General features: G+C 71.5%; 12 protein-coding genes. 8 read left to right on the top strand and 4 right to left on the bottom strand.

Annotation, left to right across the window (positions count from 1 at the left end; genetic code table 11):
- From ABZ470_RS37530 to ABZ470_RS37510, 5 genes are all read left to right on the top strand, one after another.
- On the top strand, positions 1–473 hold a 473-nt coding region (locus ABZ470_RS37530; protein WP_362917524.1), incomplete at its 5' end, for a phosphopantetheine-binding protein.
- Position 474: 1 nt separating this feature from the next.
- Positions 475–4,878, top strand: a complete 4,404-nt coding sequence (locus ABZ470_RS37525) for an amino acid adenylation domain-containing protein (protein ID WP_362917522.1) — start codon at positions 475–477, stop codon at positions 4,876–4,878.
- A complete protein-coding gene (locus ABZ470_RS37520; protein ID WP_352012967.1) occupies positions 4,875–5,051 on the top strand; it encodes an MbtH family NRPS accessory protein in 177 nt (58 codons plus the stop codon). Before ABZ470_RS37525 ends, ABZ470_RS37520 begins: the two co-directional genes overlap by 4 nt.
- Positions 5,038–6,951: an AMP-binding protein gene (locus ABZ470_RS37515; protein ID WP_362917520.1), complete on the top strand. Its 1,914-nt coding sequence runs from the start codon at positions 5,038–5,040 to the stop codon at positions 6,949–6,951. Before ABZ470_RS37520 ends, ABZ470_RS37515 begins: the two co-directional genes overlap by 14 nt.
- The gene (locus ABZ470_RS37510) at positions 6,948–12,680 is read left to right on the top strand and encodes an aminotransferase class III-fold pyridoxal phosphate-dependent enzyme (protein ID WP_362917518.1); all 5,733 of its coding nucleotides are present in this window, start codon (positions 6,948–6,950) and stop codon (positions 12,678–12,680) included. Before ABZ470_RS37515 ends, ABZ470_RS37510 begins: the two co-directional genes overlap by 4 nt.
- Before the next feature lie 4 nt (positions 12,681–12,684).
- Here the strand turns inward: ABZ470_RS37510 and ABZ470_RS37505 are convergent, their stop codons facing one another.
- The 4 genes from ABZ470_RS37505 to ABZ470_RS37490 are packed head-to-tail and all read right to left on the bottom strand — an operon-like array spanning position 12,685 to position 18,933.
- Positions 12,685–14,466, bottom strand: coding sequence for a hypothetical protein (locus ABZ470_RS37505; RefSeq protein WP_362917516.1), 1,782 nt, complete (start codon positions 14,464–14,466; stop codon positions 12,685–12,687).
- Positions 14,467–14,473: 7 nt separating this feature from the next.
- Complete coding sequence (locus tag ABZ470_RS37500; RefSeq protein ID WP_362917514.1) at positions 14,474–16,459, bottom strand: hypothetical protein; 1,986 nt, start codon at positions 16,457–16,459, stop codon at positions 14,474–14,476.
- Positions 16,456–17,475, bottom strand: a complete 1,020-nt coding sequence (locus ABZ470_RS37495) for a hypothetical protein (RefSeq protein WP_352012962.1) — start codon at positions 17,473–17,475, stop codon at positions 16,456–16,458. Before ABZ470_RS37495 ends, ABZ470_RS37500 begins: the two co-directional genes overlap by 4 nt.
- Positions 17,476–17,511: 36 nt before the next feature.
- Positions 17,512–18,933, bottom strand: a complete 1,422-nt coding sequence (locus ABZ470_RS37490; RefSeq protein ID WP_362917512.1) for a hypothetical protein — start codon at positions 18,931–18,933, stop codon at positions 17,512–17,514.
- 236 nt (positions 18,934–19,169) lie between these two features.
- On the opposite strand from ABZ470_RS37490, the gene ABZ470_RS37485 reads away from it, so the two are divergent.
- From ABZ470_RS37485 to ABZ470_RS37475, 3 genes are all read left to right on the top strand, one after another.
- Entirely contained in the window at positions 19,170–20,564 is a 1,395-nt protein-coding gene (locus ABZ470_RS37485; RefSeq protein ID WP_362917510.1) for a DUF4407 domain-containing protein, read from the top strand.
- An 8-nt stretch (positions 20,565–20,572) separates the two neighbouring features.
- Positions 20,573–22,048, top strand: coding sequence for a protein kinase (locus tag ABZ470_RS37480; RefSeq protein WP_362917508.1), 1,476 nt, complete (start codon positions 20,573–20,575; stop codon positions 22,046–22,048).
- Positions 22,049–22,154: 106 nt separating this feature from the next.
- Positions 22,155–22,949, top strand: a complete 795-nt coding sequence (locus ABZ470_RS37475) for a GntR family transcriptional regulator (protein ID WP_352012958.1) — start codon at positions 22,155–22,157, stop codon at positions 22,947–22,949.
- Positions 22,950–22,977: the final 28 nt, after the last annotated feature.

Here is a 22,977-nt window from a genome sequence, read left to right as displayed (position 1 = left end):
CCTACCTGCCCCTGACCCACCTGCCCACCACCCACAACGGCAAGACCGACCGCAACGCCCTGCCCCCACCCCACACCCTCACCCCCCTACCGACCGACCGGGCAGCCGCGGAGAAGTCCGCAGCGGAGCCCGCAGGGGAGGCCGACCCGGTCCGCCGTACCCTCGCCGACATCTGGGGACGGGTACTCGGCCTGGCGTCCGTGGGCGCCGAGGACGACGTGTTCGAGCTGGGGGCGCACTCGTTCGCGATCGCCAAGGTGAAGGCGCGGGTCGCGGTGGCGCTGCGGATCGACCTGCCGCCCCGGGTGTTCTTCACCGCCAGGACCGTCGCAGAACAGGCCGCGGTGCTGCTGGAGAAGGCGTCCTCGCCGGAGGCCGTACTACGCCGGGCGGAGGCCGTCGCCGCGCTGCCGGAGATGAGTGACCACGAGTGGGCGGCGGCCGTGGCCGGCCTCACGGACGGGGAGGACTGACATGACGACCGTCGAACACGGCTGGCAGCCGCTCAGGCCGGGGAACCTGGAGACGGCCCCGCTCACGTACGGCCAGCGTGCCCTGTGGCTGCTCGACCGGCTGACCCCGGGCACCGCGTTGCACAACATCCCCTGGGTGCTGCGGCTCGAAGGGCCGGTCGACGCCGACCTGCTCGCGGAGTGCCTCGGGACGATCGTCGGGCGGCACGACATCCTGCGCAGCGCGTTCCTCGCCTCGGTGTCGGAGCCGTACCAGGTGGTCAGGCAGGAGACGGCGTTCGCGCTGACGGTGACCGAGTGCGCGCCGGAGGCCGTCGACGACCTGGTCCTCGACGAGGCGCGCAGGCCGTTCGACCTGGAGCGTGATCTGCCGGTCCGGGCGCGGCTGCTGCGCTGGGCCGAGGACGGGTGCGTCCTGGTGGTCGTCTTCCACCACATCGCCTGTGACGGGCTCTCGCTGCCGGTCTTCGAGCACGAACTGGCCGTGCTGTACACCGCGCGGGCCGAGGGCCGTACGCCCCGGCTGCCCGCGCCGCCGATCCAGTACGCCGACTACGCGGCGTGGCAGCGGGAGCAGGACCCGCGTGAGGACCTCGACTACTGGCAGCGGCGCCTGGCGGGCGCGCCGGAACGGGTGACGCTGCACACCGACCGGCCCCGTCCCCCGGTGCGGTTGACGGAGGGGGCGACCCACCTGTTCGACCTGCCACCCGAGGTGACCGAACGGGTGCGCGTGCTGGCCATGGACGAGGAGGTCACCCCGTTCGTCGTGCTGTTCACCGCGTTCGCGGTGTTGCTGCACCGCTACACCGGTCAGGACGACCTGGTCATCGGCTCCCCGGTGGCGGGCAGGGACCGGATCGAGATCGAGGACCTGATCGGCTACTTCGTCACCGTGCTGCCGCTGCGCACCAGGATCGACGGCGGGGAGAGCTTCCACGAGCTGCTGGCCGCGGTCGGCCGTGACGTCATGGAGGATCTCGACCACCACCGGGCGCCGCTCGACATGGTCGTCGACCGGCCGCTGATGAACGTCGCCTTCGGCGCGCACGGCGCGCAGGACACCGGGCCGATGCGACTCGGCGAGGTGAGCGGGACCCCTCGTGTCATGACCACCGGCACCGCCAAGTTCGACCTGCTGCTGTCCGTCTTCGACGACGGGCGCCGCATGCGGGGCGAGGTCGAGTACGCCACGGGCCTGTTCGACGCCGCCACGGTCGAACGGCTGGCCGGGCACTGGCTGACCCTGTTGAGCGCCGCCGTCGAGGCGCCGGGGACCCCGGTCTCCGAGCTGCCCCTGACCTCCGGTGCCGGGCACGGCGTCGCCGTACCGGTGAGCCGTGAGCCCCGGGCCTGCCTGCACGAGCGTTTCGAGGCGGTCACCGCCCTGCACCGGGAGCGGATCGCGACCGACGTCACCTACGAGGAGCTCAACGCCAGGGCCAACCGGCTGGCCCGTCACCTGCGGGCCCGTGGCGTACGGCCGGGCGACCGGGTCGCCCTGCTGCTCGAACGCACTCCCCGCCAGGTCGAGGCCGTGCTCGCGGTGCTGAAGGCGGGCGCCGCCTACCTGCCGATCGCCCCGGAGACCCCGGCGGAACGGGTGGCGTTCCTGCTTGAGGACGCGGGCGCCAAGGTGGTCGTCGCCGACCGGGCAGGGGAGGGCGTCACCGTCGGGCTCGACGAGGAGGCGGAGGCCATCGCCGACCACCCGTCGGACAACCTCGGCCTGGCCGTCCCCGTCGGGACGACCGCGTACATCATCTACACCTCGGGCTCGACCGGCCGTCCGAAGGGGGTGGCCGTCACCCACGCGAACGTGGCGGAGCTGTTCGACGCGACCGAGGAGCGTTTCACCCCCGGCCCGGGGGACGTGTGGACGCTGTTCCACTCCTACACCTTCGACTTCTCCGTGTGGGAGATGTGGGGTGCCCTGCTGTACGGCGGGCGCCTGGTGGTCGTGCCGAAGGAGGTCGCCAGGTCGCCGGAGGACTTCGCCGGCCTCCTGCAGCGGGAGCGGGTCACCTGCCTCAGCCAGACGCCCTCCGCGTTCGGCCAGCTCGTCGGCCTCTTCGAGGAGGCGCCGAGGGTCCTCGACGACCTCAGGCTGATCGTCTTCGGCGGTGAGGCGCTGCAGCCGCACCACGTGCGCCGGTGGTTCGCCACCGGGGCGGGGCCGAACGCCCGGTTGTGCAACATGTACGGCATCACCGAGACGACGGTCCACGTCACGGCCTACGACATCACCCCGGAGACGCCCTTCGACCGCAGCGTGATCGGGCGGCCCCTGCCCCACCTGTCGGCCGAGATCGTCGACCGGCACGGCCGGGCCGTACCGGACGGGGTGCCCGGGGAGCTGTACGTCGGCGGGTACGGGGTGACCGGTGTCTACGTGGGCCGTCCCGGGCTGACCGCCTCACGTTTCGTGCCCGACCCGGCGAGGCCGGGAGCGCGGCGTTACCGCAGCGGTGACCTGGTCCGCAGGCTGCCCGGCGGGGACCTGGAGTATCTCGGCAGGATCGACGACCAGGTCAAGATCCGTGGTTTCCGCATCGAACCGGGTGAGATCCAGCGGGTCCTCGACGGGCACGACGCGGTGCGTTCCTGCGTGGTCGTGGTCAGGGAGGGGCGGCTGCTGGCCTACGTCGTGCCCCGCGACGGGTGGCCGGGGGCGTCCGAGCTGCGCGCCTACCTGGCGGCCAGGCTGCCGGACTACATGGTGCCGTCGGCGGTCGTGCCGCTTGAGGGCATCCCGCTGACCCCGAACGGCAAGGTGGACCAGCGGGCACTGCCCGACCCGGGACGCGGGGAGCGGCCCTACGACCCGCCGAGCGGCCCCGCGGAGCAGGCGTTGGCCGACGCCCTGGCCGAGGTGCTGAAGCTGGACCGGGTCGGCAGGGACGACAACTTCTTCGAGCTGGGCGGCGACTCGGTGCGCAGCGTGCAGGTCGCCGGACGGCTCAGGCGGTCGGGTTACGCGCTGCCGCTCGACGTGCTGTTCGCCCACCCCACGGTCCACGAGGCGGCGGCCCTGATGACGCCGGCCGAGGACGGGCCGCCTCCCGAGCCGTTCTCGCTGCTCGGCGAGGCCGACCGGCGGCGGGTCGAGGCGCTCGACGACGTCGTGGACGCCTACCCGATGACCTCCATGCAGCTGGCGATGGTCTACCACATGGAGCTCGAACCCGAGCGGCGGCCGTACCACAACGTCAACAGCTACCGGGTGGCGACGCCGTTGGACGAGGAGGCGCTCGCCAGGGTCCTGACCGAGGCCGTGGCGCGGCACCCGGTGCTGCGCACCTCCCTCGACCTGGCCTCCTTCAGCGAGCCCATGCAGCTCGTCCACCGTGCCGCGCCGTCGCCGCTGGTCGTCGAGGACCTCCAGGGGGCCGACCAGCAGGCGGCGATCACCGCGCTCGTCGAACGGGAGTGGGCGACCCCGTTCGACCTGCGTACGGCCCCGCTGTTCCGGGTGACGGCCCAGCGGCTGTCCCCGACGGCCTTCCAGCTCACACTCACCGAGCACCACGCGATCCTGGACGGCTGGAGCTTCACCTCACTGGTCGCCGAGATCCTCAAGCGGCACACCCTGCTGCGCGACCACCCCGAGACGCCGCCCGCGGCACCGCCGAAGTCGCGTTTCAGCAGGTTCATCGCCCTGGAACGGGCAGCGGCGGGTTCGGCGGAGTCGGTCGCGTTCTGGAAGGAACGCCTGTCGGGGGTGGACGGCACCCTGTTCACCGGTCTCGGCCAGACGGCGACCGTGGCGCACAGCATCGACCGCGAGGTGAACGGCGAGCTGTTCCGGGCGATGTCCCAGCTGGCCGTGACGGCGGGCACCAGCAGGAAGAGCGTCGCCCTGACCGCCCACCTGGTCGCCCTCGGCCGGGTGTCGGGCCGCACGGAGGTCGTCACCGGCCTCGGCGTCAACGGCAGGGTCGAGGAGGAGGCGGGCACCGAGGCGCTCGGCCTGTTCCTCAACACGGTCCCCTTCTCCGTCAGTCTCGACGGCGGGACCTGGATCGACCTGGTACGGCGGGTGCACCGGGAGGAGACGGCGATCATGCCCCACCGGCGGGTGCCGTTCGCGACGCTCGCCCGTCACATGCGCGACTGGAATCTGGACGCCAACTTCGGATTCAACCGGTTCCACGCGCTCGCCGGGGTCCGGATCGACGACGAACGCATCGGCTGCGCGCCGACGATGCGGTACGAACCCAACCACTTCACGCTCAGCATCGGGTTCGTGCAGGACCCGTCCACGGACCGGGCCCTGCTCATCGCCGACTATCCGGCCTCGAAACTGCCGCACACGGTCGCCGCGGACTACGCGGACTCCTTCCTGCGGGCCGTGCACGCCATGACCTCCCAGCCGTACTCCAACTACCGCGAGGAGCTCCAATGACCCACGTCGTCGTGGTCAACGACGAAGACCAATACTCGATATGGCCCGCGGAACGGACGCTCCCCCCGGGGTGGGCCGACGCCGGCCATCGGGGGTCCGAGGACGAGTGCCTGGCCCACATCGAGAAGGTGTGGACCGACATGCGCCCGCGCAGCCTGCGTGAACGGATCTGAGCCCGTGCAGCTCATCGAGGACGCCCTCGCGCACCAGGCGCGCTTACGGCCGGACCGGCTGGCCGTCACCCATCTTGACTTCGAGGCCGGGCACACGCCCAGGCAGCTGGAGGTGACCTTCGGCGAGCTCCACGCCAGAGCCACCGAGTTCGCCACCAGGTTGAGCGCGGTCGTCGCCCCCGGGCAGCACGTCATGCTGCTGCACAACGCGGGCGTCGACTTCGTCGTGGAGTTCTTCGGCTGTCTGATGGCCGGGGCGGTTCCCGTCCCCGCGCCCGAACCGCAGATCCCCTACCACCGGGCCGCCGAACGCCTCACCAGGATCGTCGAGGACGCCGGGATCACCGCGGCGGCGGCCGCCCGTCAGGTGGCCGTGGCCGACGTGGTCGCGCTGAGCCCGCGCCTGTCGGAGGTGACGTGGCTCAGCCACGCCGCACCGGGCGAGCCGGGACCCGCGCGTGAGCGTACGGCCCGGCGGGACGACGTCGCCTACCTGCAGTACACCTCGGGCTCGACCGGTTCGCCGCGCGGCATCGAGATCACGCACGGCAACGTGCTCGACGAGGTCGACTACTTCGGTGCCGCGCTCGGCCTCGACTCCGAGTCGGTGCTGGTGACCTGGGTGCCGGTCTTCCACGACCTCGGCCTCGTGCTGGGCACCCTGGTCCCACTGCTGCGAGGTGCCCGCATCGTGACGCTGTCGCCGCAGGCCTTCGTGCGTGACCCGGAGCGCTGGCTGCGGGCGATCTCCGACTTCGGAGGCACCCACGCCGCCGCCCCCGACTTCGCCTACGACCTGTGCCTGCGCAGGATTCCCGAGGCCAGGCGGGCCGGGTTGCGGCTGGACACCTGGCGGGTGGCGATCAACGGCGCCGAACCGGTGCGGGCCGAGACCGTCGACCGTTTCGCCGAGGCCTTCGCCCCGTACGGCTTCGACCCCGCCGCGATGCGCCCCTCGTACGGCCTGGCCGAGTGCACACTCGCGGTGACGACTCCCCCGTTGCACGAGATGCCGGGCCGGGTCGTCGCCGACCGGGACGCGCTCGCCGAGAGCGTCGTCAAACTGTCGCCGACCGGGCGGACGCTCCTGTCCTGCGGACGCCCGATCCCCGGCATCAACGTCTCGATCGTCTCCCCGACGACCCGCGAGCAGCTGCCGGAGGACGCCGTCGGCGAGATCCGGGTGACCGGGTGGGGCGTGGCGCGGGGCTTCCACGGGGACCCGGCCAAGATGACCGAGCTGTACACCGGTGACCTGGGCTTCTTCCACGAGGGTGAGCTGTACGTCACCGGCAGGCTCAAGGACGTCATCATCGTCCGGGGCCAGAACTACCACCCGGTGGACCTGGAGCAGGTGGCCGAGCGGGCCGATCCGCAGATCCGTCCCGGCTGCCTGGCGGCCTTCCAGGACGGTGACTCGGTCGGCATGGTCTGCGAGGTTCGCGGCAACCAGTCCGAGGAGGCGCTCGCGGCGACGGCGACCACGATCCAGCGGGCGATCTCCGAGACGTTCCAGCTCAAGCTCGACGTGATCGCCCTGGTCCAGCCGGGCAGCGTGCCGAAGACGTCGAGTGGCAAGGTCCGCAGGAACGAGTGCGGTCGCAGGCTCGCCGCCGGTGAGCTGCGGGTTCGTCACCGCGCGGAGCGGACCGTGGTCTCGGCGCGGGTCAGCGCCGCCGCGGCCAAGCCGATGCTCAGGTTCCTGCTGGGCAGGGTGGTCGGCGTCCCGGTCACCCAGCTCGACGACCACGTCCCCTTCGCCGACTACGGTCTCGACTCCAAGGGTGCCCACGAGCTGGCCGGGGAGCTGGAGCGTCTGCTCGGCACGCCGGTCCCCTCGTCGATGGTCTTCGACTACCCGACCATCTCCGACCTGGCCAAAGCACTGGAATCAGAGTGAAGGAGATCGCCGTCGTCGCGATGGCCTGCCGCTTCCCCGGCGGTGTCACCTCGCCCGAGGAGCTGTGGCGGCTCCTGGTCGACGGGGTGGACGCCGTCGGGGAGGTGCCGCACAGCCGGTGGTCCGTCGAGAGGCTGTACTCGGCGGACCCGGCGGAGGCCGGGAAGATCAGCAGCCGGTGGGCGGGCTGCGTCGACGGGATCGAGGAGTTCGACGCCGCCTTCTTCGGTCTCTCCCCCGCCGAGGCCGAGCAGATGGACCCCCAGCAGCGGTTGTTGCTTGAGGTCGCCTACGAGGCGATGGAACGTGCCGGGCTGCCGCCGACCCACGACCTGGTCCGTGACTGCGGGGTCTTCGTCGGCATCAGCGGCAGCGAGTACGGCCGTGCCCTGGGCGGTGACCTGTCGGCCATCGGGCCGTACTTCAGCACCGGTCAGGCCCTGTCCATCGCGGCCAACCGCATCTCCTACGCCTGGGACATGCACGGGCCGAGTGTCGCGGTCGACACCGCCTGTTCCTCGGGGCTGGTGGCGGTGGACATGGCGGTGCAGAGCCTGCGGCGTGGTTCCTGCCCGGTGGCGCTGGCCGGGGCGGTCAATCTCGTGCTGGCGCCGGAGAACTGGGTGTCGCTGTCCAGGTTCGGGATGATGGCCTCGGACGGACGGTGCCGTTCCTTCGGCGCTGACGGCGACGGTTTCGTGCGTTCCGACGGCTGTGCCCTGCTGCTGCTCAAGCCGCTCGACGCGGCCGTGCGCGACGGTGACGAGATCCTGGCCGTCATCCGGGGTTCCGCGGTCAACCAGGACGGCCGGAGCAACGGCCTGACCGCGCCCAACGGTCCCGCCCAGGAGGCGGTGATCCGGGCCGCGCTCGCCGACGCGGACCTGCCCGCCGAGGCGGTCTCCTACGTCGAGGCGCACGGTTCCGGCACCGCGCTGGGCGACCCGATCGAGATGGGCGCGCTGACCCGCACGTACGGCAGGCGGAAGGCGGGCCTGTGTCATGTCGGCTCGGTGAAGTCCAACATCGGGCACGCCGAGGCGGCGGCCGGGATCGCGGGGCTGGTCAAGCTGGTCCTGTGCCTGCGCAACGGCCATCTGCCCGCCTCGCTGCACTCGACCCCGCCCAACCCCAGGCTCAGGCTTGAGGGCACCAGGATGCGGGTGGTCACCGAACCGCTCGCCTGGACCGGCGAGGGACCGCTGGTCGGGGCGGTCAGCTCGTTCGGCTTCGGCGGCACCAACGCGCACGTCGTCGTCTCCGCCGCCCCCACCCGTACGGCCCGCGCCCCCGAACCACCGGACACCGCCCGCGGGACCGAACTCGAAGCCAGGGCCGAAACCGAGGCTGGAGCCGAAGCCGGGGGCGGGCCACTGGTGCTGCCGCTCTCCGCGCGCAGTGCGAAGGCCCTGCGGGTCCTGGCCGGGCGTTACGCCGACTTCGTCGCGGCGCACGAGGAGGTCTCCCTCACCGACCTGTGCCACAGCGCGGCCGTACGGCGGGCACACCACCGGCACCGGGCCGCCCTGGTCGTGGCGGACGGCGCCGAGGGCAGGGCGCGGCTCCTGGACGAGCTTCGGGACCTGCCGAGGACCTCGGACGACGGGCCTCCCTGGCGGGACCCGGTGCTGGTCTTCTCCGGTCAGGGCGCCCAGTACCCGGGCATGGCCCGTCACCTGATGGACCGGGCCCCCTTCGCCGAGGTCGTGGCGCGTTGCGAGCCGGTCTTCCGCGCCGAGCTGGACGTCTCCGTGCGGGAGCTGCTCACCGGGCAGGAGGCGCTGCCGCCGTACACCGACGTGGCGCAGGCGACGCTGTTCACCTTCCAGGCCGGGCTGTACGAGCTGTGGCGTTCCCTGGGGATCGTCCCGGCGGCCGTCGTCGGGCACAGCGCGGGAGAGACGGCCGCGGCCTACGCGGCGGGGCTGCTGGACCTGGAGTCGGCGGCCCGGCTGACGGCCGCGCGCGGGGCCGCGATGCGGCTGGCCCACGGGAGCGGTCACGTGGTCGCCGTGGGCGGTCCGGTGGCCGACGCGGCGCCGTACCTCGGGGACGAGGTCGTGGTCGCCGCCCACAACGGCCCCGGCGCCTTCGTGGTCTCCGGCCCCGGGCCCGCCCTGACCACCGCGACCGAGGCGCTGCGGAAGGCCGGGTTCACCTGTACGCCGCTGCCCGGCGAGTACGCCTTCCACAGCCCGCTGATGCGGCCCGCCGCCGAGGCGATGCGGCGGGCGCGGGTCACGCCGACAGCCCTCGGCGGGACCGCGTTGTTCTGCTCGACCTCGCTGGGCGCGATCGTGAACGGCGTACGGCTCGACGCCGACTACTGGGCGGAGGGCATCACCGGGCCCGTCCGCTTCCAGGAGGCGGTCGAGGCGCTGGTCGAGATGGGGTTCGGCGCCTTCCTTGAGATCGGCCCGAAGCCGACCCTCGCGTCGGGGATCGTCAGGACCGCGCGGCGCAACGGCGGCACCGCCCGTGTCGTGCAGGCGCACCGCGACGGCGGCACCGTCCCCACGCTCGTCGATCTCTATCTAGCGGGGGCCGAACTGGACTGGACGGCCGTCTCCCCCGGCGGCGCGTTCCTGCCCGGCCTCCCCACCTATCCCTGGCAGCGGACCCGTCACTGGGCGCTCACCGAGAACTCGAAGGAAAGCGGCATGAGGGACGACGTCGTCACCACGATCAGGACGCTGCTCGCCGGACACCTCAAGCTGAGTCCCGCCGAGCTCTCCGACCACGCCAGGTTCCTGGACCTGGGCGCAGACAGCCTGGTTCTGCTGAAGGTCGTCTCGCAGATCAACGAGCGGTACGGGACCGCCTTCCAGCCGACGATGCTGTTCGACGAGCACCCGACCGTGCGGGCGCTGGCCGCCGCCGTCGAGGCGCAGGCCGCGCCGGTGACCACGACGGTCGCGGTCACCACGGCGACGACCCAGACGGTGGTCCCGGTCTCGCCCCTGCCCCAGAACACGGTGCAGAACACGGCCCAGAACCTGGTGTACGGCCTGGCGCAGAACACGGCGCCGGGGCCGGTCGACGCGACCGTCGCCCATGTCGTCGCCGAGCAGCTCGCCCTCATGCGGGAGCAGCTGCGGGCGCTCGCCCCCGGTGGGGCCCCCGCGCCTTCCGTTCTCCCCGCCCCCGCCCCCGTGGCCGACGGCGTCGCCCCTCGACTTCCGCAGGTCCCCGAGCCTCCCGTGGCGAGGCCCGCCGCCGCTCCGCCGGTCACGGCCCCCGCGTCCCGTCCCGCCGGCAGGCTCACCGACGACCAGCAGCGTTACGTGGACGAGCTGGCCTCGCGGATGGACGCGCGGGACGCGGCGTCGAAGAAGCTGGCGGGCGCCTACCGGCCTCGTCTGGCCGAGAGCCGCCCGTGGGCGAACTTCAGGCCCGAGGTGAAGGAGCTGCTCGTCCCCATCGTGGCCGACCGGGTCCAGGGCGCCAGGATCTGGGACGAGTCGGGCAACCCCTACACGGACTACTGCATGGGGTTCGGCGTCCAGCTCTTCGGCCACACCCCCGAGTTCGTCTCCGAGGCCGTACGGCGTCAGCTCGACCGGGCCTTCTCCCTCGGCTACCAGCTACGGCAGAGCTACGAGCTGGCCGAGCAGTTCTGCCGGATCACCGGCCACGACCGGGTGACGTTCTGCAACACCGGCTCCGAGGCCGTGATGGGCGCGATCCGGCTGGCCAGGCTCGCCACCGGCCGTCACAAGATCGCCTACTTCGAGAAGTCCTACCACGGGCTGGTGGACGCGGTCCTGGCCCGGGGCGGTCTTGAGCCCGGCCAGTCCATGCCGATCGCCCCCGGCCTGTCCCCCGGCGCGATCGGCGAGGCGGTCGTGCTTCCGTACGGCGAGGCCGAATCGCTGGCCCACCTGCGGAGTGTGGCCGGTGAGCTGGCCGCGATCGTCGTCGAGCCCGTGCAGAACCGCAACCCGTCCGTGCAGCCCGCGGAGTTCCTGGCCGAGCTGCGGCGTTTCACCGCCGAGAACGGCATCGTGCTGATCTTCGACGAGATGATCACCGGGTTCCGGATCGGCATCCGGGGCGCGGCCGGATACTTCGGCATCACGCCCGACATGGCGACCTACGGCAAGATCCTCGGTGGCGGCCTGCCGATCGCGGCCATCGCGGGCCGCGCCGACCTGATGGACGGCATGGACGGCGGCAGCTGGGGCTACGGCGACGACAGCGCGCCGACGGCGGCGACGACCCTGTTCGGCGGGACCTTCCAGAAGCACCCGCTGGCGGTCAGCGCGGCCCGTGCCGTACTCGACCATCTGGAGAGCCGGGGACCGGCGCTCTACGAGGATCTGAACGGCCGGGCCAAACGGATCACCGACGCGCTCTCCGAGATCATCCGGGCCGAGGAGCTGCCGTACACCATCGCCTCGTTCGGCTCGCTGTGGCGGTTCGAGTACCGGGGCGCGTCCAACTTCTACCAGCCGTTGCAGCTGGAGATGCTGTACCAGAGCCTGCTGTCCGACGGGCTCTACGTCTGGGAGGGCCGGACGTTCTTCCTGTCGACCGCCCACGACGACCGGGACGCCGACGAGCTGGTCGAGGCGGTCCAGCGGGGGGTGCACCGGCTGCGTTCCGCCGGTTTCCTGCCCGCGAGGAAGCCCCTCGAATGGCCCGCGACCCCGCAGCAGCGGCGGCTGGCACGGCTCCAGGACGAGCACGGCCCCGAGTGGAGCGCCTACCACGAGACCGTGCTGCTGCACCTGCGCGGCGACCTCGACAGGGACGCCCTGGTCGCGGCGGTCAGGGCGGTCTGGCGCCGTCACCCGGCGCTGCGGGCCGTACTCTCCGGGGACGGGACGCTGCTGCGGTGTGACCCTGAGGCCACGCTCGACGTGCCCCTCCTTGAGGGCACGGCGGTGGAGGTGGTCCGGGAGCTGACCGACAGGCCGTTCCCGCTGGACCGGGGGCCGCTGTTCCGCGCCGCGCTGCTCGACCGCGGTCCCGGCCTGCACACGCTCGTGCTGTGCGCGCACCACGTCGTCATGGACGGGGTGTCCGCCGCGCTCCTGCTGTCCGACCTCACCGAGGCCTACGCCCAGGCGAAGAAGGGCCTTCCGCTGACCCCGGTCGTCACGTCCGTCCCCGCCCGCACGGGGGACGCGGGGCCGGTCGGGGCCGTGGCGCCGGTCGCCGAGGAGGACTTCGCCCCGGCGGCCCGGCACACCTCCCGCCTGCCCGAGGGGCTGTGGGCGGCGGTCGCCGAACGCGCCAGGAGCCTGGGGTGCACGCCGTTCACGCTCGCCTTCTGCGCGTTCGGCCACGCGCTGCACGAGGTGACCGGCAGGGCCGAACTGTCCGTCGGCGTCCACGTGGACCGCAGGACGACCGAGCGGGAGCACGCCTTCGCCGGGCACTTCCTCGACGTGGTGGCCGTCCCCAGCACCGCGGCCGGTTCCTTCGAGGACTACCGCGCCGGGCTCCAGGGACGGCTCGGCGCCCTGCTGGGCGCGCCCGGCGACCAGGGGACACCGGTCGAGGTCGTCTTCGACCTCAACCCGGCGGTGCCCGAGCTGTCGTGGCCCGGCCTCGACGTCGAGATCGAGGCGCCGAAGGCGGGACACGCCAAGTACGGGCTGTTCTTCGACGTCATCCCGGTCGCCGACGAGGGCCTGGTCGAGGTGACCTACCGGGCCCCGTTCGACCGTGACCTGGTCGAACGGCTGCACGCCCGCTGGACGGCCCTGCTGTCCGAGGTGTGACCCGTCAGGACCGTCCCGAGCGGCGGGCGGTGTTCCTCCGCCGCTCGGACGGGTCCCGTCCCGGCTCACCGAGTTCCCGCATGACGTCGTCGAGGAGCTCACGGGTGATCCCCTGTCCGAGCAGCGTCAGGAACACCTCCCTCATGAGGAGGGGGCGGGCGTCCCACGCGCACGTGAGGGCCAGCGCGGCGAGCAACGGCGCCGGAGGAAGCCCGACGGAGAGTACCTCCCGCAGCGCCTCCTCTCCGGGCTCCTGGCCGTAGGCGGCGGTCAGCAGGTCGCGGTGCCGCCGGATCTGGCCTTCCTGGTCGCCCGGGTGGAGTCGCTGGACCACCTCGACGAGCTGCCCGCGTCGCCGCAGCGCGGCGCGGACGACCGTCCGCCCGGTCTCGTCGGCGCCCCGCCGTACCAGCTCGTCGCAGGCGGTCCTGGCGGCCGGCGGATCGACGGGTTCCCTGGCCGCCGCGTCGGCCAGGTCGTCCGGCGCCAGCGAGGCGAGGAGCGCGGCGCGTTCGGCCGCGCCGAGGTAGCGGGTGAGCCGTACCGTGACGGCCGGCTCGGCGGCCGTCATCCGGCGCAGGGCGGCCACCAGCGGCGGCGGGATCCGGCGTCCCGCGTCACGGACGATCCGGTCGAGGCCGTCGACGGTGAGCCGGGGCCCGTAGGCCAGGCTCAGCAGCGCGTCGTAGAGGCGTTCCTGGATCGTCTGGTCCAGCGTGGGGTCCGGCACCAGCAGTCTGCGGCTGCCGATGATCTGCCGGTGGCGTTCCTGTTCGCCTCCCTCACGCGCCCGCGCCGCCAGGATGTTGAGCTGGACCAGGTGTTGCGGGAGCATGTCGAGCCGCCCCTGCCCGAGGGCGTCGGCGCACGAGGTCAGCACCTCGTCTCCCCCGGTCGCCAACCACTCCTCAAAATCCGATATATCGGATATGTCAGGCAACTCGAAGAGGAGGCCGAGTTCACCGAGCACCGGCAGGACCGTGGCGAGGTTCTCCACACTCATGGACCTCGGCCGGGTGTCCCGGGCGAACCGCGCCGTCAGCTCCACGAGCCGGTCGCCGCCCAGGAGCGCGTTGTGGTAGACACGCGCGACGTCCTGGTCCTCGGGGATCTCCGCCCCGCGCCCCCAGGAGACCGGATACGCCCCCGCGGGCGCGTGCCTGGCGAACGACAGCCTGATCCGGTGCCGCGAGGCGCTGTCCGTCCAGGTCGAGGCGGTCATCTTCGCCCTGAAGCCGTACGGCAGCAGCGCCGTCACCGCGTCGAAGAACAGCAGGCGGTCGAGCAGCGGCACGTCCTCCCCGTTCACGACGCAGACCGGCTGCCCGGTCAGCAGCAGCGCCGCCGCGCCCACCACGGTCTCGTCGGCGGCCCGCGCGGTCGCCTGCGGGTCCAGCGTCGGCACGTCCACCAGGAGCGGCCCCGTGACGGGCAGCGCGCGTTCGGCGAACGCCCGGTAGAGCCCCTCGAAGGACACCGGCCCCTCGGCGGCCCGCTCGTAGGGCACGCAGAAGTACCGGGTGATCGCGATGTCCCTGCCGAGCCCGTCCCGCTCGTCGGACCACTCCTGTACGGCCAGGCCCAGGTGCGCGCTGTCCCTGCCGCCGAACCAGCTCATCGTCACCTGGGGCAGCTCGGTGGAGGTGCCCGGCGCGTAGCGGGTGATGATCTTGCTGAAGTCACCGCCGCCCACCTTCCCGTCGCTGCAGGCGAGCACCTTCTCGCCGTCCCGCGTCCTCGGCTCCTTGCCCCACAGCGCCCACTCGGCGGTCAGTCGTATGGTCAACGCTTCCTCACCGATACATGATCAAATAGGGGATGGCAGCCCCGATGAAGCCGAAGAGCAGGAGAAAGAGCACGAAGAGAACCGGCCGGGGAATGAGCGGCTCGGAGCTCCGGCGCTCCGGAGCCGGCCGGAACCGGGAGAGGAAGCCTTCTCGCGGACGCGAACGCTGGTGCTGGTGCGAGGGGGACGACGAGGCGGGGCTCAGTCCTTCCAGCGGCCTGACAGCCGGGAGGTGGGCGACCGGGGGCTTGACCGGCTGGGGGCTGACGGGCTGGGGATTCGGTTCGGGTGGCGGCAGCAGTTGGCCGACCACGCGGTTGAGGGTCTTGGTGGAGAGCCGGGCCCGCTCAAGGAACTCGCAGAAGGCGCTCATCACGACGTTCCGCGCGCCCGGCCCGTACAGGTCGACTGCGGCGGCGACGAGCCCCGCCGACTCCGGCGGGAGGGGAAACCTGAGCACCTCCTCAAGCTCGGCGCGCCCGAACGACCGGCCGTAGGCCGCGACCAGCAGGCTCTTGAACCAGGCGAACCGGGTCTCCCCGTCGTCCGGATGGACGGATTCGATCGCGGCGGCGAGATAGCCGTGTTCCCGCAGCGCCGGGGCGATCGCCGGGTCCTCGGCGGCGTCGCCGCCCCTCATGACGAGCTCCCGGTAGACCAGCTGCACGATCGGCGGGTCGAACGGCTCCGCGGCAGCGGCCCTGACCAGGTCCCCGGTCTGCAGTTTCCGCAGTACGTCCGCCTTGCGCTCGTTGTCGGAACACAGCGGCAGCAGTCTCACCACGGCGCCGGGCTCGGTGGGCATGCGCAGCATGGCGTTGACCAGCGTTTTGCTCAGGCCGCCCAGTTCCTCCTGGATCCTCCCCACGCCTTCGACGGTGAGCTCGGGGCCGTACCCGACGGCCAGGACGGTGTCGTAGAGGAAGGTCTCCAGGCGTTTGGGCAGCTTCGGGTACTCCCACAGCAGCCGCTTCACCCTGATGGTCTCCCGGTGGAGGCGCCGGTCCCCGTCGAGGAGACCGGCGGCGGCGTTGAGCCTTCCCAGGCGAGCCTCAAGCTCGTCGTACCGTTCCTGCTCAAGGAGGTCGGCGCAGGCCTTCAACGCCTCACCGACCTGCGCGGACGACCACCTGACGGGCATCAGCGCCGTCGCGCGGCTCGCCTCGTCGAGCAGGGTGAGGACCCGCTGCTGGGCGTCCTTGAACGACAGCGGCTCGGTCTGCCTCGCGAGCCTGGTCACGGCCTCCTCCGGGGAGAACTCGTCGAGCAGCTCCACGTACCGGCCCGCGATGTCACGGCGGGCGGCGACGGCGTCGTCGGCCTCCCAGGTGACGGAGTACGCCCCCTCCCTGGTGTGCTTGGCGAACGAGAGCTTGATCCGGTGCTCGGCGGAGCTGTCGGTCCACGTCGAGACCGTCAGCCGTGCCCGCAGGCCGTACGGCAGGAGCGCGGCGACCGTGTCGAGGAAGCGCAGCCGTTCGCGCATCGAGACGGCCTCGCCCCGCAGCACGCAGACCTGCTCGTCCGTCAGCAGCAGCGCCGCGGCGTTCATCGCCGTCCTGTCGACCCGGTCCGCGATCACCCTCGGGTCGAGGACGGGGACGTTCACGTTGAGGGGACCGTCGACCGGCAGCGTGCGGCCGACGAGGGCGTCGTAGAGCCCCTCGTAGGAGACCGGGCCGTCGGCGACCTGACCGTAGGGCACGCAGAAGTAGCGGGTGTCGGCGATCGGCCTGCCCAACCGGTCCCTGCGGTCCGACCACTCCTGGATGGCCAGCCCGATGTAGGGGGTGTCGATGCCCCCGACCCAGCTGACCGTCACCTGGGGCAGGTCCGTGGGGGTCCCCGGCGCGTAGCGGGTGACGATCTTGACGAAGTCGTCGTGACCCAGCCGCCCCCTGCTGCACGCCAGGACGTTGTAGTCGTCCCTGGTGTCGGAGAGCTTGCCCCACAGAGCCCATTCCGCCGCGAGCCGCACCTCCCCCCTGGTCATCGGACTCCCTTCGCGTCCCCGTTCGACGACAGCTGCTGCCCGAGCCAGAGCATCGGCTCGACCACGTTGATCGGGTGCGCCTGCCCGCGGATCTGGTAGCCGCTTCCCGGCGGGGTGTGCGGGTCCCGTACGCCGCCCGCGCCTCCGAGCGCCTCGGGGATCAGGTTCTGGAAGTCGTCGGGGTCGAAGGTCCCCCTCATCGGGTTCAGGTAGAAGCCGATCGACGAGGTCACGAAGAACTTGATCCGGTCGGGGTGGAAGAACTGTTTGAGGGTGGGCAGCACCATGTTCGCGTTTCCGCTGGCCGAGACGGTGGACAGGGCCTGGAACAGCTCCTCGGCGTCCTCCTCTCCGACCCGGGGGAAGCAGTGGGGGTCGGCGGGGTCGGGGCTCAGCAGGCTCAGGCTCTGCGCGGTCTTCAGAACCCGCAGTTCGTCGAACTTGGTGACGCAGACGGCGAGGTGGTGCGGCAGCATGCCGTCGGCGAACTCGTCCGTGGCGAGCATCCGCTGGGCGAGGTCGGCCAGCACGCCGTGCAGGTAGGCGAAGGCGTCCCCGTCCTCGAACTCGCGGATCGGGTCGAAGAGGAAGACGATGCCCCTGCTTGAGGCGAGGTTGTCGAGCAGGTCCTCCCGGTCGGTCCCGCGCCCGCGCTTGGAGTGGTACGAACGGCCCGGCGCGTCCAGCACGTCGATCCCGATCTTCCAGGCGCGCTCCTCCTTGCGCCTGCGCCCCCATCGTCTGGGCTGCGGCTCCGGCTTCTTGCTCAGGAACCAGCGGTAGTGGCCCAGTGCCCCGGTCGCCGGGGGGAAGCGCTGGTCGTGGGAGAGCGCCGTGGTCATCTCGATGAGGAAGTCGGTCGAGGGACCGTCGGCCCCGATGACCCGCCACGGCCCCTTCTTGAGGATGAGAGCGATGTCGAGGGCGGCGAGGAACGTGGTCTTCCCGCTGCCCGGCGCCCCCCATATGGCGATGTTGTGATCGGAACGTGCCGGTTGTCCCAGGTCAGGGTGCACGGTGAGCCTCATTCCATCTGTTCGCTGACATCTCACTCACGGCGTCTCGATCAGGGGGAAGGGGATCCGCTGGGTCCGCGACGCCATCAGGCCGAGCCCGGCGCCGAGTTCCCGGACGTCCACCGCGTCGTCGAGCCGGACCAGCCCGTCCCGGCCCAGGCGGGACCAGGCGGAGCCCTCCCGCCCCGGAGGCCGGTCGCAGATCGCCCCGAACACCAGGCCGGGGTACTGCTCAAGCCTGCGCACCTGCTGTTCCCAGTCGATCCTGCGCGGGCAGGGCAGGACCTCCGAGTGGTGCGCCCTGGGCGGGTGCGGCGGCCCGTCGCCGACCGTGAGCAGCGCCGTACGCCCCTGGAAGGCCGGGGGAAGGCGGCTCGCCACCTCGGCCAGCATGTCCTCGACCATCGCCGCGCCGGTGTAACCCCGGTAGACGGCCTCGCGTTCCCTGACGCGTTCCTCCAGGAGTTCCAGGGACCGCCGGGCGCGTTCTGCGGGCACCTGCCAGTCCGCGACGTCGACCGGATCGTCGAGAACCTTCCGCTGGAAGGAGTGCGCGCCGTAGGCGACCAGCGACACCTGGAGCCGGTCGTCCAGTTCGCCGGATATCGTGGTGATCATCTGGCTGACGCGCCGCAGCCTCTCGTGCACCCGCTCGGCCGCCCCGCTGACCTCGACGGCGCAGATCAGATGCGCGGGCCCGACCGACGGTTCGAGCCGGTACGGCACCGCGGCCACCAGTTCGGTCCAGCTCCGGCCGCCTCTGGTGAGACCGGGCAGACCGGAGAAGCGGACCCGGCCGGGCCGTTCCAGCTCGGCGGTGATCTCGTAACGTCCCGGCGGGACCTTCGCCGTGTGGACGGACAACGGTGTGGGCCGCCGGTCCTGCCACGCCACGACCACGAACGCCGTGCCCTGCTCGTCGCTCGGCTCGCAGCGGACGGTGACGGCGGAGGAGCTGCCGCGCTGGGTGTCGATCGCGAACAGCGGCGCGCAGGTGAGTTCGAGCCGGTTGGTCACCGGGTGGCGTCTCAGGACGACGAGCTCGTAGGACCGGCACAGGGGTTCGTCGGCGACGACCTCACGGAGAAGCGTCTCGACCTGCACCCCGGAGCGGGTGAAGGAGAAGGCCCGTGGATGGGCCGCCCTCAACCACTCCATCGCCTCCTCGGCCCGGGAGTCGCCCGGAGCCGAGCCGACCAGCACCACCGTGGTTTCGGCGGAGGCCCGCACGGCGTCGAGAACCGCCTGTCTGTCCCCGGGACCTCCTGGGGTGTCCTCCGAGTCGGTCCAGCGGACCACCTCTCTCCCCTGGCCACGGGGTGTTCCCGCCTCGTCACGGTGCAGGTCGAAGACGGTGACGCCCTGAGCCGCGACCTCCGCCACGCGCAGGCGCCTGGTGCCGCCCAGCTCGGCGACCGCTTCGGTGAAGGTCTTGCGGAGCAAGCTCGATTCGGTCAACTAAGACTCCCGTTGCCACATCTCCCCAAAGCCGGTCTTGTTCCCCGAATAGTCACCTATGCCGTCAAACCGAAAAAACGACACAAGTCAGAAATTTTGCTATATTTCGCCGTCATTCACCGTGCTCATATTTGGCAATATGCATAGCCTATCCTGGCCCTGTACTGGTAGATCTGATACGAGGCAATCATGGTGCTCACGATCCGAGCAGGGGAGCCATTCCCGAGAGGAAACATGTGAGAAAGTTTCTGATCACCCTGTCCGGGGCCCAGCCCGACATCGTCAGGAGCTGCCCGACCGAGCACGGCAAGTTCGAGGGTATCGGCGGCGCGGTCCTCACCACCGGTGTGCTGGCCATTGTCTCGATGACGTTCGCCCTGTACAGCGCGCTCGGCATCAGCATCTTCCTCGCCGTACCCGCCAGCGTCCTGTGGGGCCTGGCCATCATGAGCCTCGACCGGTGGCTGGTCGGTTCCATCCAGACGGACGGGCCACGCCGCTGGCGACTGGTCATACCGAGAATCCTCATGGCCGTGCTGCTCGGCGCGGTCATCTCGACCCCCCTCGTTCTGCAGATCTTCAAATCCGAGATCGACGCCCAGATCGTCCAGATCAGACAAGATCGCGCCAATAGCTTCACCCGCGAGCAGAAGAAAGGCGACATCGGCCAGGACGTCACCGCCCTGCGCCAGTCCGTCGCCGATCTGCGGAAGGTGATCGCCTCCCAGGGGGACGTGCCGCAGGACCCGGCGAAAGACCCGAAAATCAAGGCGCTGACCGCCGAACGCGACGCGCAGAAGAAACAGGCGGACGAGTACTACGACAAGTGGCAGTGCCAGCTGTACGGCGGGCCGACCTGCCCCCGCAAGGGCGACGGCGTGGTGGCCAAGGCGAGCAAGGCGGCCTACGACAAGGCGAACTCCCGGCTCGACACCCTCAACAAGCAGGTCGAGAAGCGCAAGCGGGAGCTGACCGCCAACGACGAGACCACCAAGCAGATCCGGTTCGAGGCGGCCAAGGCCGAACTGCCGAAGGTCCAGGAGCAGCTCGACGCCGCCGTACGACGGCAGAGCGACCTCCAGGAGTCCTTCGACGCGGAGAACAGGTCGGCCAACGGACTGCTGATCAGGCTGCGGGCGCTCAACGAGGTCTCCGGCAGGGACTTCACCCTCAACGCGGCCCGTCTCCTGCTGTTCCTGCTGTTCCTGCTGATCGAGTGCCTGCCGGTGACCGTCAAGATGATGCAGAAACCCGGCAACTACGAGAAGATCCTCGACCTGGCGGCACGACACGAGTTCCGTTCCGTCAAGGACAGCTTCGTCCCGGGCGTCCGGGCCGAGGGAGCCGGGGCGTCCCCGGTCATGGGGGACATCTGGCGCCGGGACGCCGCCCCCTCCCCGAAGCCCGACACCCCGGGCACCGTCCCGATGCCGCCTCCCCGGTCCGACGCGCGGGACGGCTCCACCACCTTCGAGACCCGGCCGGACACCCTCGACCCTGACGACGGGCACGTCTCCCTGGAGGACGAGGCGCTGCGTCAGATGCCGGACACGTGGGTGACCCGCACCACCGTCTCCGGCCAGGGCGCGGAGCGATCCGGCGGATTCGAGCTGTTCCCCGACGACGAGTGAGCCGTCATTTGATCAGAAGCCGTTATCGCCTGCTGTCCACGCTCGCCCAGGGAGGCATGGGCGCCATCTGGCTGGCCAGGGACGTGGTGCTCGACCGCCACGTGGCGCTCAAGGAGGTCGTGCTGACGCCGTACGGGGAGGACCTGTCCGTACGCACCGAGCGGGCGCTGCGTGAGGCGCGCGCCGCGGCGAGCGTCGGCCACCCCGGCATCGTCAAGATCTACGACGTGTTCCTCGAAGAGGGCAGGCCCTGGATCGTCATGGACTACATCAAGGGCCGCTCGCTCCTGAACCTGATCGAGGACGGCGGGCTCGGCGAGCGCGAACTGGCCAGGATCGGCGTCCGTGTGCTCGACGCGCTGAGCGCCGCGCACCGCGCCGGTGTCGTGCACCGCGACGTCAAGCCCGCCAACATCGTGATCAGCGAGGAGGGCGAGGTGTTCCTGGTGGACTTCGGCATCGCCCAGATCAACGGTCTGAGCGGCCTCACCACCCACAACGCCCTGGCGGGCACCCCGGACTTCATGGCGCCGGAACGCGTCAACGGCGGACGGACCGGCCCGCCCGCCGACCTGTGGTCCCTGGGGGTCACCCTCTTCCACGCCCTGGAGGGATACTCCCCCTTCCGCCGCGACAACGCCGCCGCGACCATGGGCGCCGTCCTCACCCAGCCACCGCCGCCGCTCTCCCGCGGGGGACGGCTGTCCGAGGCGGTCGTACGACTGCTGGAGAAGGACCCGGCCAGGCGGATGGGCGCCGACGAACTCGCCCGCGTCCTGAGGTCGGTCGTCGCGGGCCCGATCCCCCCGCCGCCGCCTCGGGAACGACAGGAACGCCGGGAACCCCCGGAGCGCCAGGACCGTCAGGTCACGGAGCGGCGCGCCGTCGACCCGCAGAAGGCCGCGCGCCGCCTGGGCGCCATGGCGGCCGGACCCGCCGCGAGACTCCTGGAGACGCTGCCCAAGGAGACCGCCCAGCAGGTGGTGTCCCTGCTTGAGCCACGGACCGCCGGAGGAATCCTGCTGGAGCTCCCCGAGAGCCAGGCCGCCGCCGTCCTCGTGGGGCTACAGGTGAGGGACGTCGGCGGTCTGCTGGAACGAATGGCCGTCGTCCCCGCGCGGGCCGCCTCGGTACTGCAGATGATGTCCGCCGCCAGGGCGGGCCGCGTGGTGGACTACATCCGCCTTGAGGAGGCCTCCGCGATCGTCGGCGCGCTGCCCTCCGGTGAGGCGGCGCGGATCCTCGCCCACGCCCATGTCCGCACCGCCGCCGGGATCGTCAGGGAACTCTCCGGAACCCCGGCCGCCGTCCGGCTCGTCGAGGCCATGCCGCTACGCCGGGCCTGCGACGTCCTCTGCTACGTGCCGCCCGCGGTCGTCGCCACGGCGCTGCGGAACCTCCCCGCCGGGCTCGCCGAACGACTGCTCGACGGCCTGGACGACAGGACCCGCGGCCTCGTCCTGCACCACCTGAAACGCCCCTGAGCCGTGGAACGGACCCGCGAGGGGCGACGGTCTCGATACGATCAATGGAAATGTCCCGGTCAATGGTAGTCCGCCGCGAATGCCGACCCAAGGGGGAAACAAGAGGATGAGCGGCTCGCCGGCCCGCCGCACCCCGCGTGGCGCCGCGGGTGGGTTACCCCGCGTCGGCAACGGCTCCCTGGCCGAACGGACCACCCGTGCCCTCCTTGAGGCCATCATGGAGCGCCGCTTCCCCGGCGACCGCCTGCCCAACGAACCCGACCTCGCCGCCCAGCTCGGCGTCAGCCGCACCACCATCCGTACGGCGCTGCAGACGCTCGGACGGCTCGGCGTCGTCAGCAGGGCGCCGGCCAGGGGTACCCAGATCCGCCCCCACGTCGGACGTGAGAGCATCCTGCTGCACCGCCTGGTCGGCTTCCGCGGCCTGCTTGAGGCCAACCACGACGAGGTGCGCGTCGAACAGCGCTTCGAGGTGCGCGAACACCCGACCCCCGCGGGCATGACGGCCCTGGGCATCGGCGAGGACACCCCGATGGTGGCGCACGACAAGGTCATCTTCGCCGACGGGCGCCCGGCGGTGCACCTGTCGCAGGAGGTGCCGCTCGGCTTCGTCGCCGAGGAGGTACGGCGCAGGCTCGTCGCGGGGCACCGCTTCGACCCCCCGGACACCATCTTCGAGTTCAGCCGGTCATGGCCGGGCCGGGAGATCGACCACTCCCTCGTCGAACTGGTTCCCGCCGTGGTGCCGCAGGCCGCCGGGTTCCGCCTCGACATGGCGCCGGGCACGCCGTACATCGCGATGCGGGAGGTCCACTACGCGGCGAGCAACGAGGCCGTCGCCTACTCGGAGGAGACCGTCGACGATTCCCTCATCCGGTTCAGGATGGTCCGTACCCGCTGATCCGGTATGAAGGAGACCGTCCTTCGGG

The sequence above is a fragment of the Streptosporangium sp. NPDC020072 genome (assembly GCF_040631445.1).
Lineage (GTDB): Bacteria > Actinomycetota > Actinomycetes > Streptosporangiales > Streptosporangiaceae > Streptosporangium.
This window is presented reverse-complemented; position numbering and strand designations above follow the sequence as displayed.

Coding starts and splice junctions, on each gene's coding strand:
- ABZ470_RS37525 (WP_362917522.1), top strand. CDS start 475: ATGACGACCGTCGAACACGGCTGGCAGCCGCTCAGGCCGGGGAACCTG.
- ABZ470_RS37520 (WP_352012967.1), top strand. CDS start 4,875: ATGACCCACGTCGTCGTGGTCAACGACGAAGACCAATACTCGATATGG.
- ABZ470_RS37500 (WP_362917514.1), bottom strand. CDS start 16,459: ATGACCAGGGGGGAGGTGCGGCTCGCGGCGGAATGGGCTCTGTGGGGC.
- ABZ470_RS37475 (WP_352012958.1), top strand. CDS start 22,155: ATGAGCGGCTCGCCGGCCCGCCGCACCCCGCGTGGCGCCGCGGGTGGG.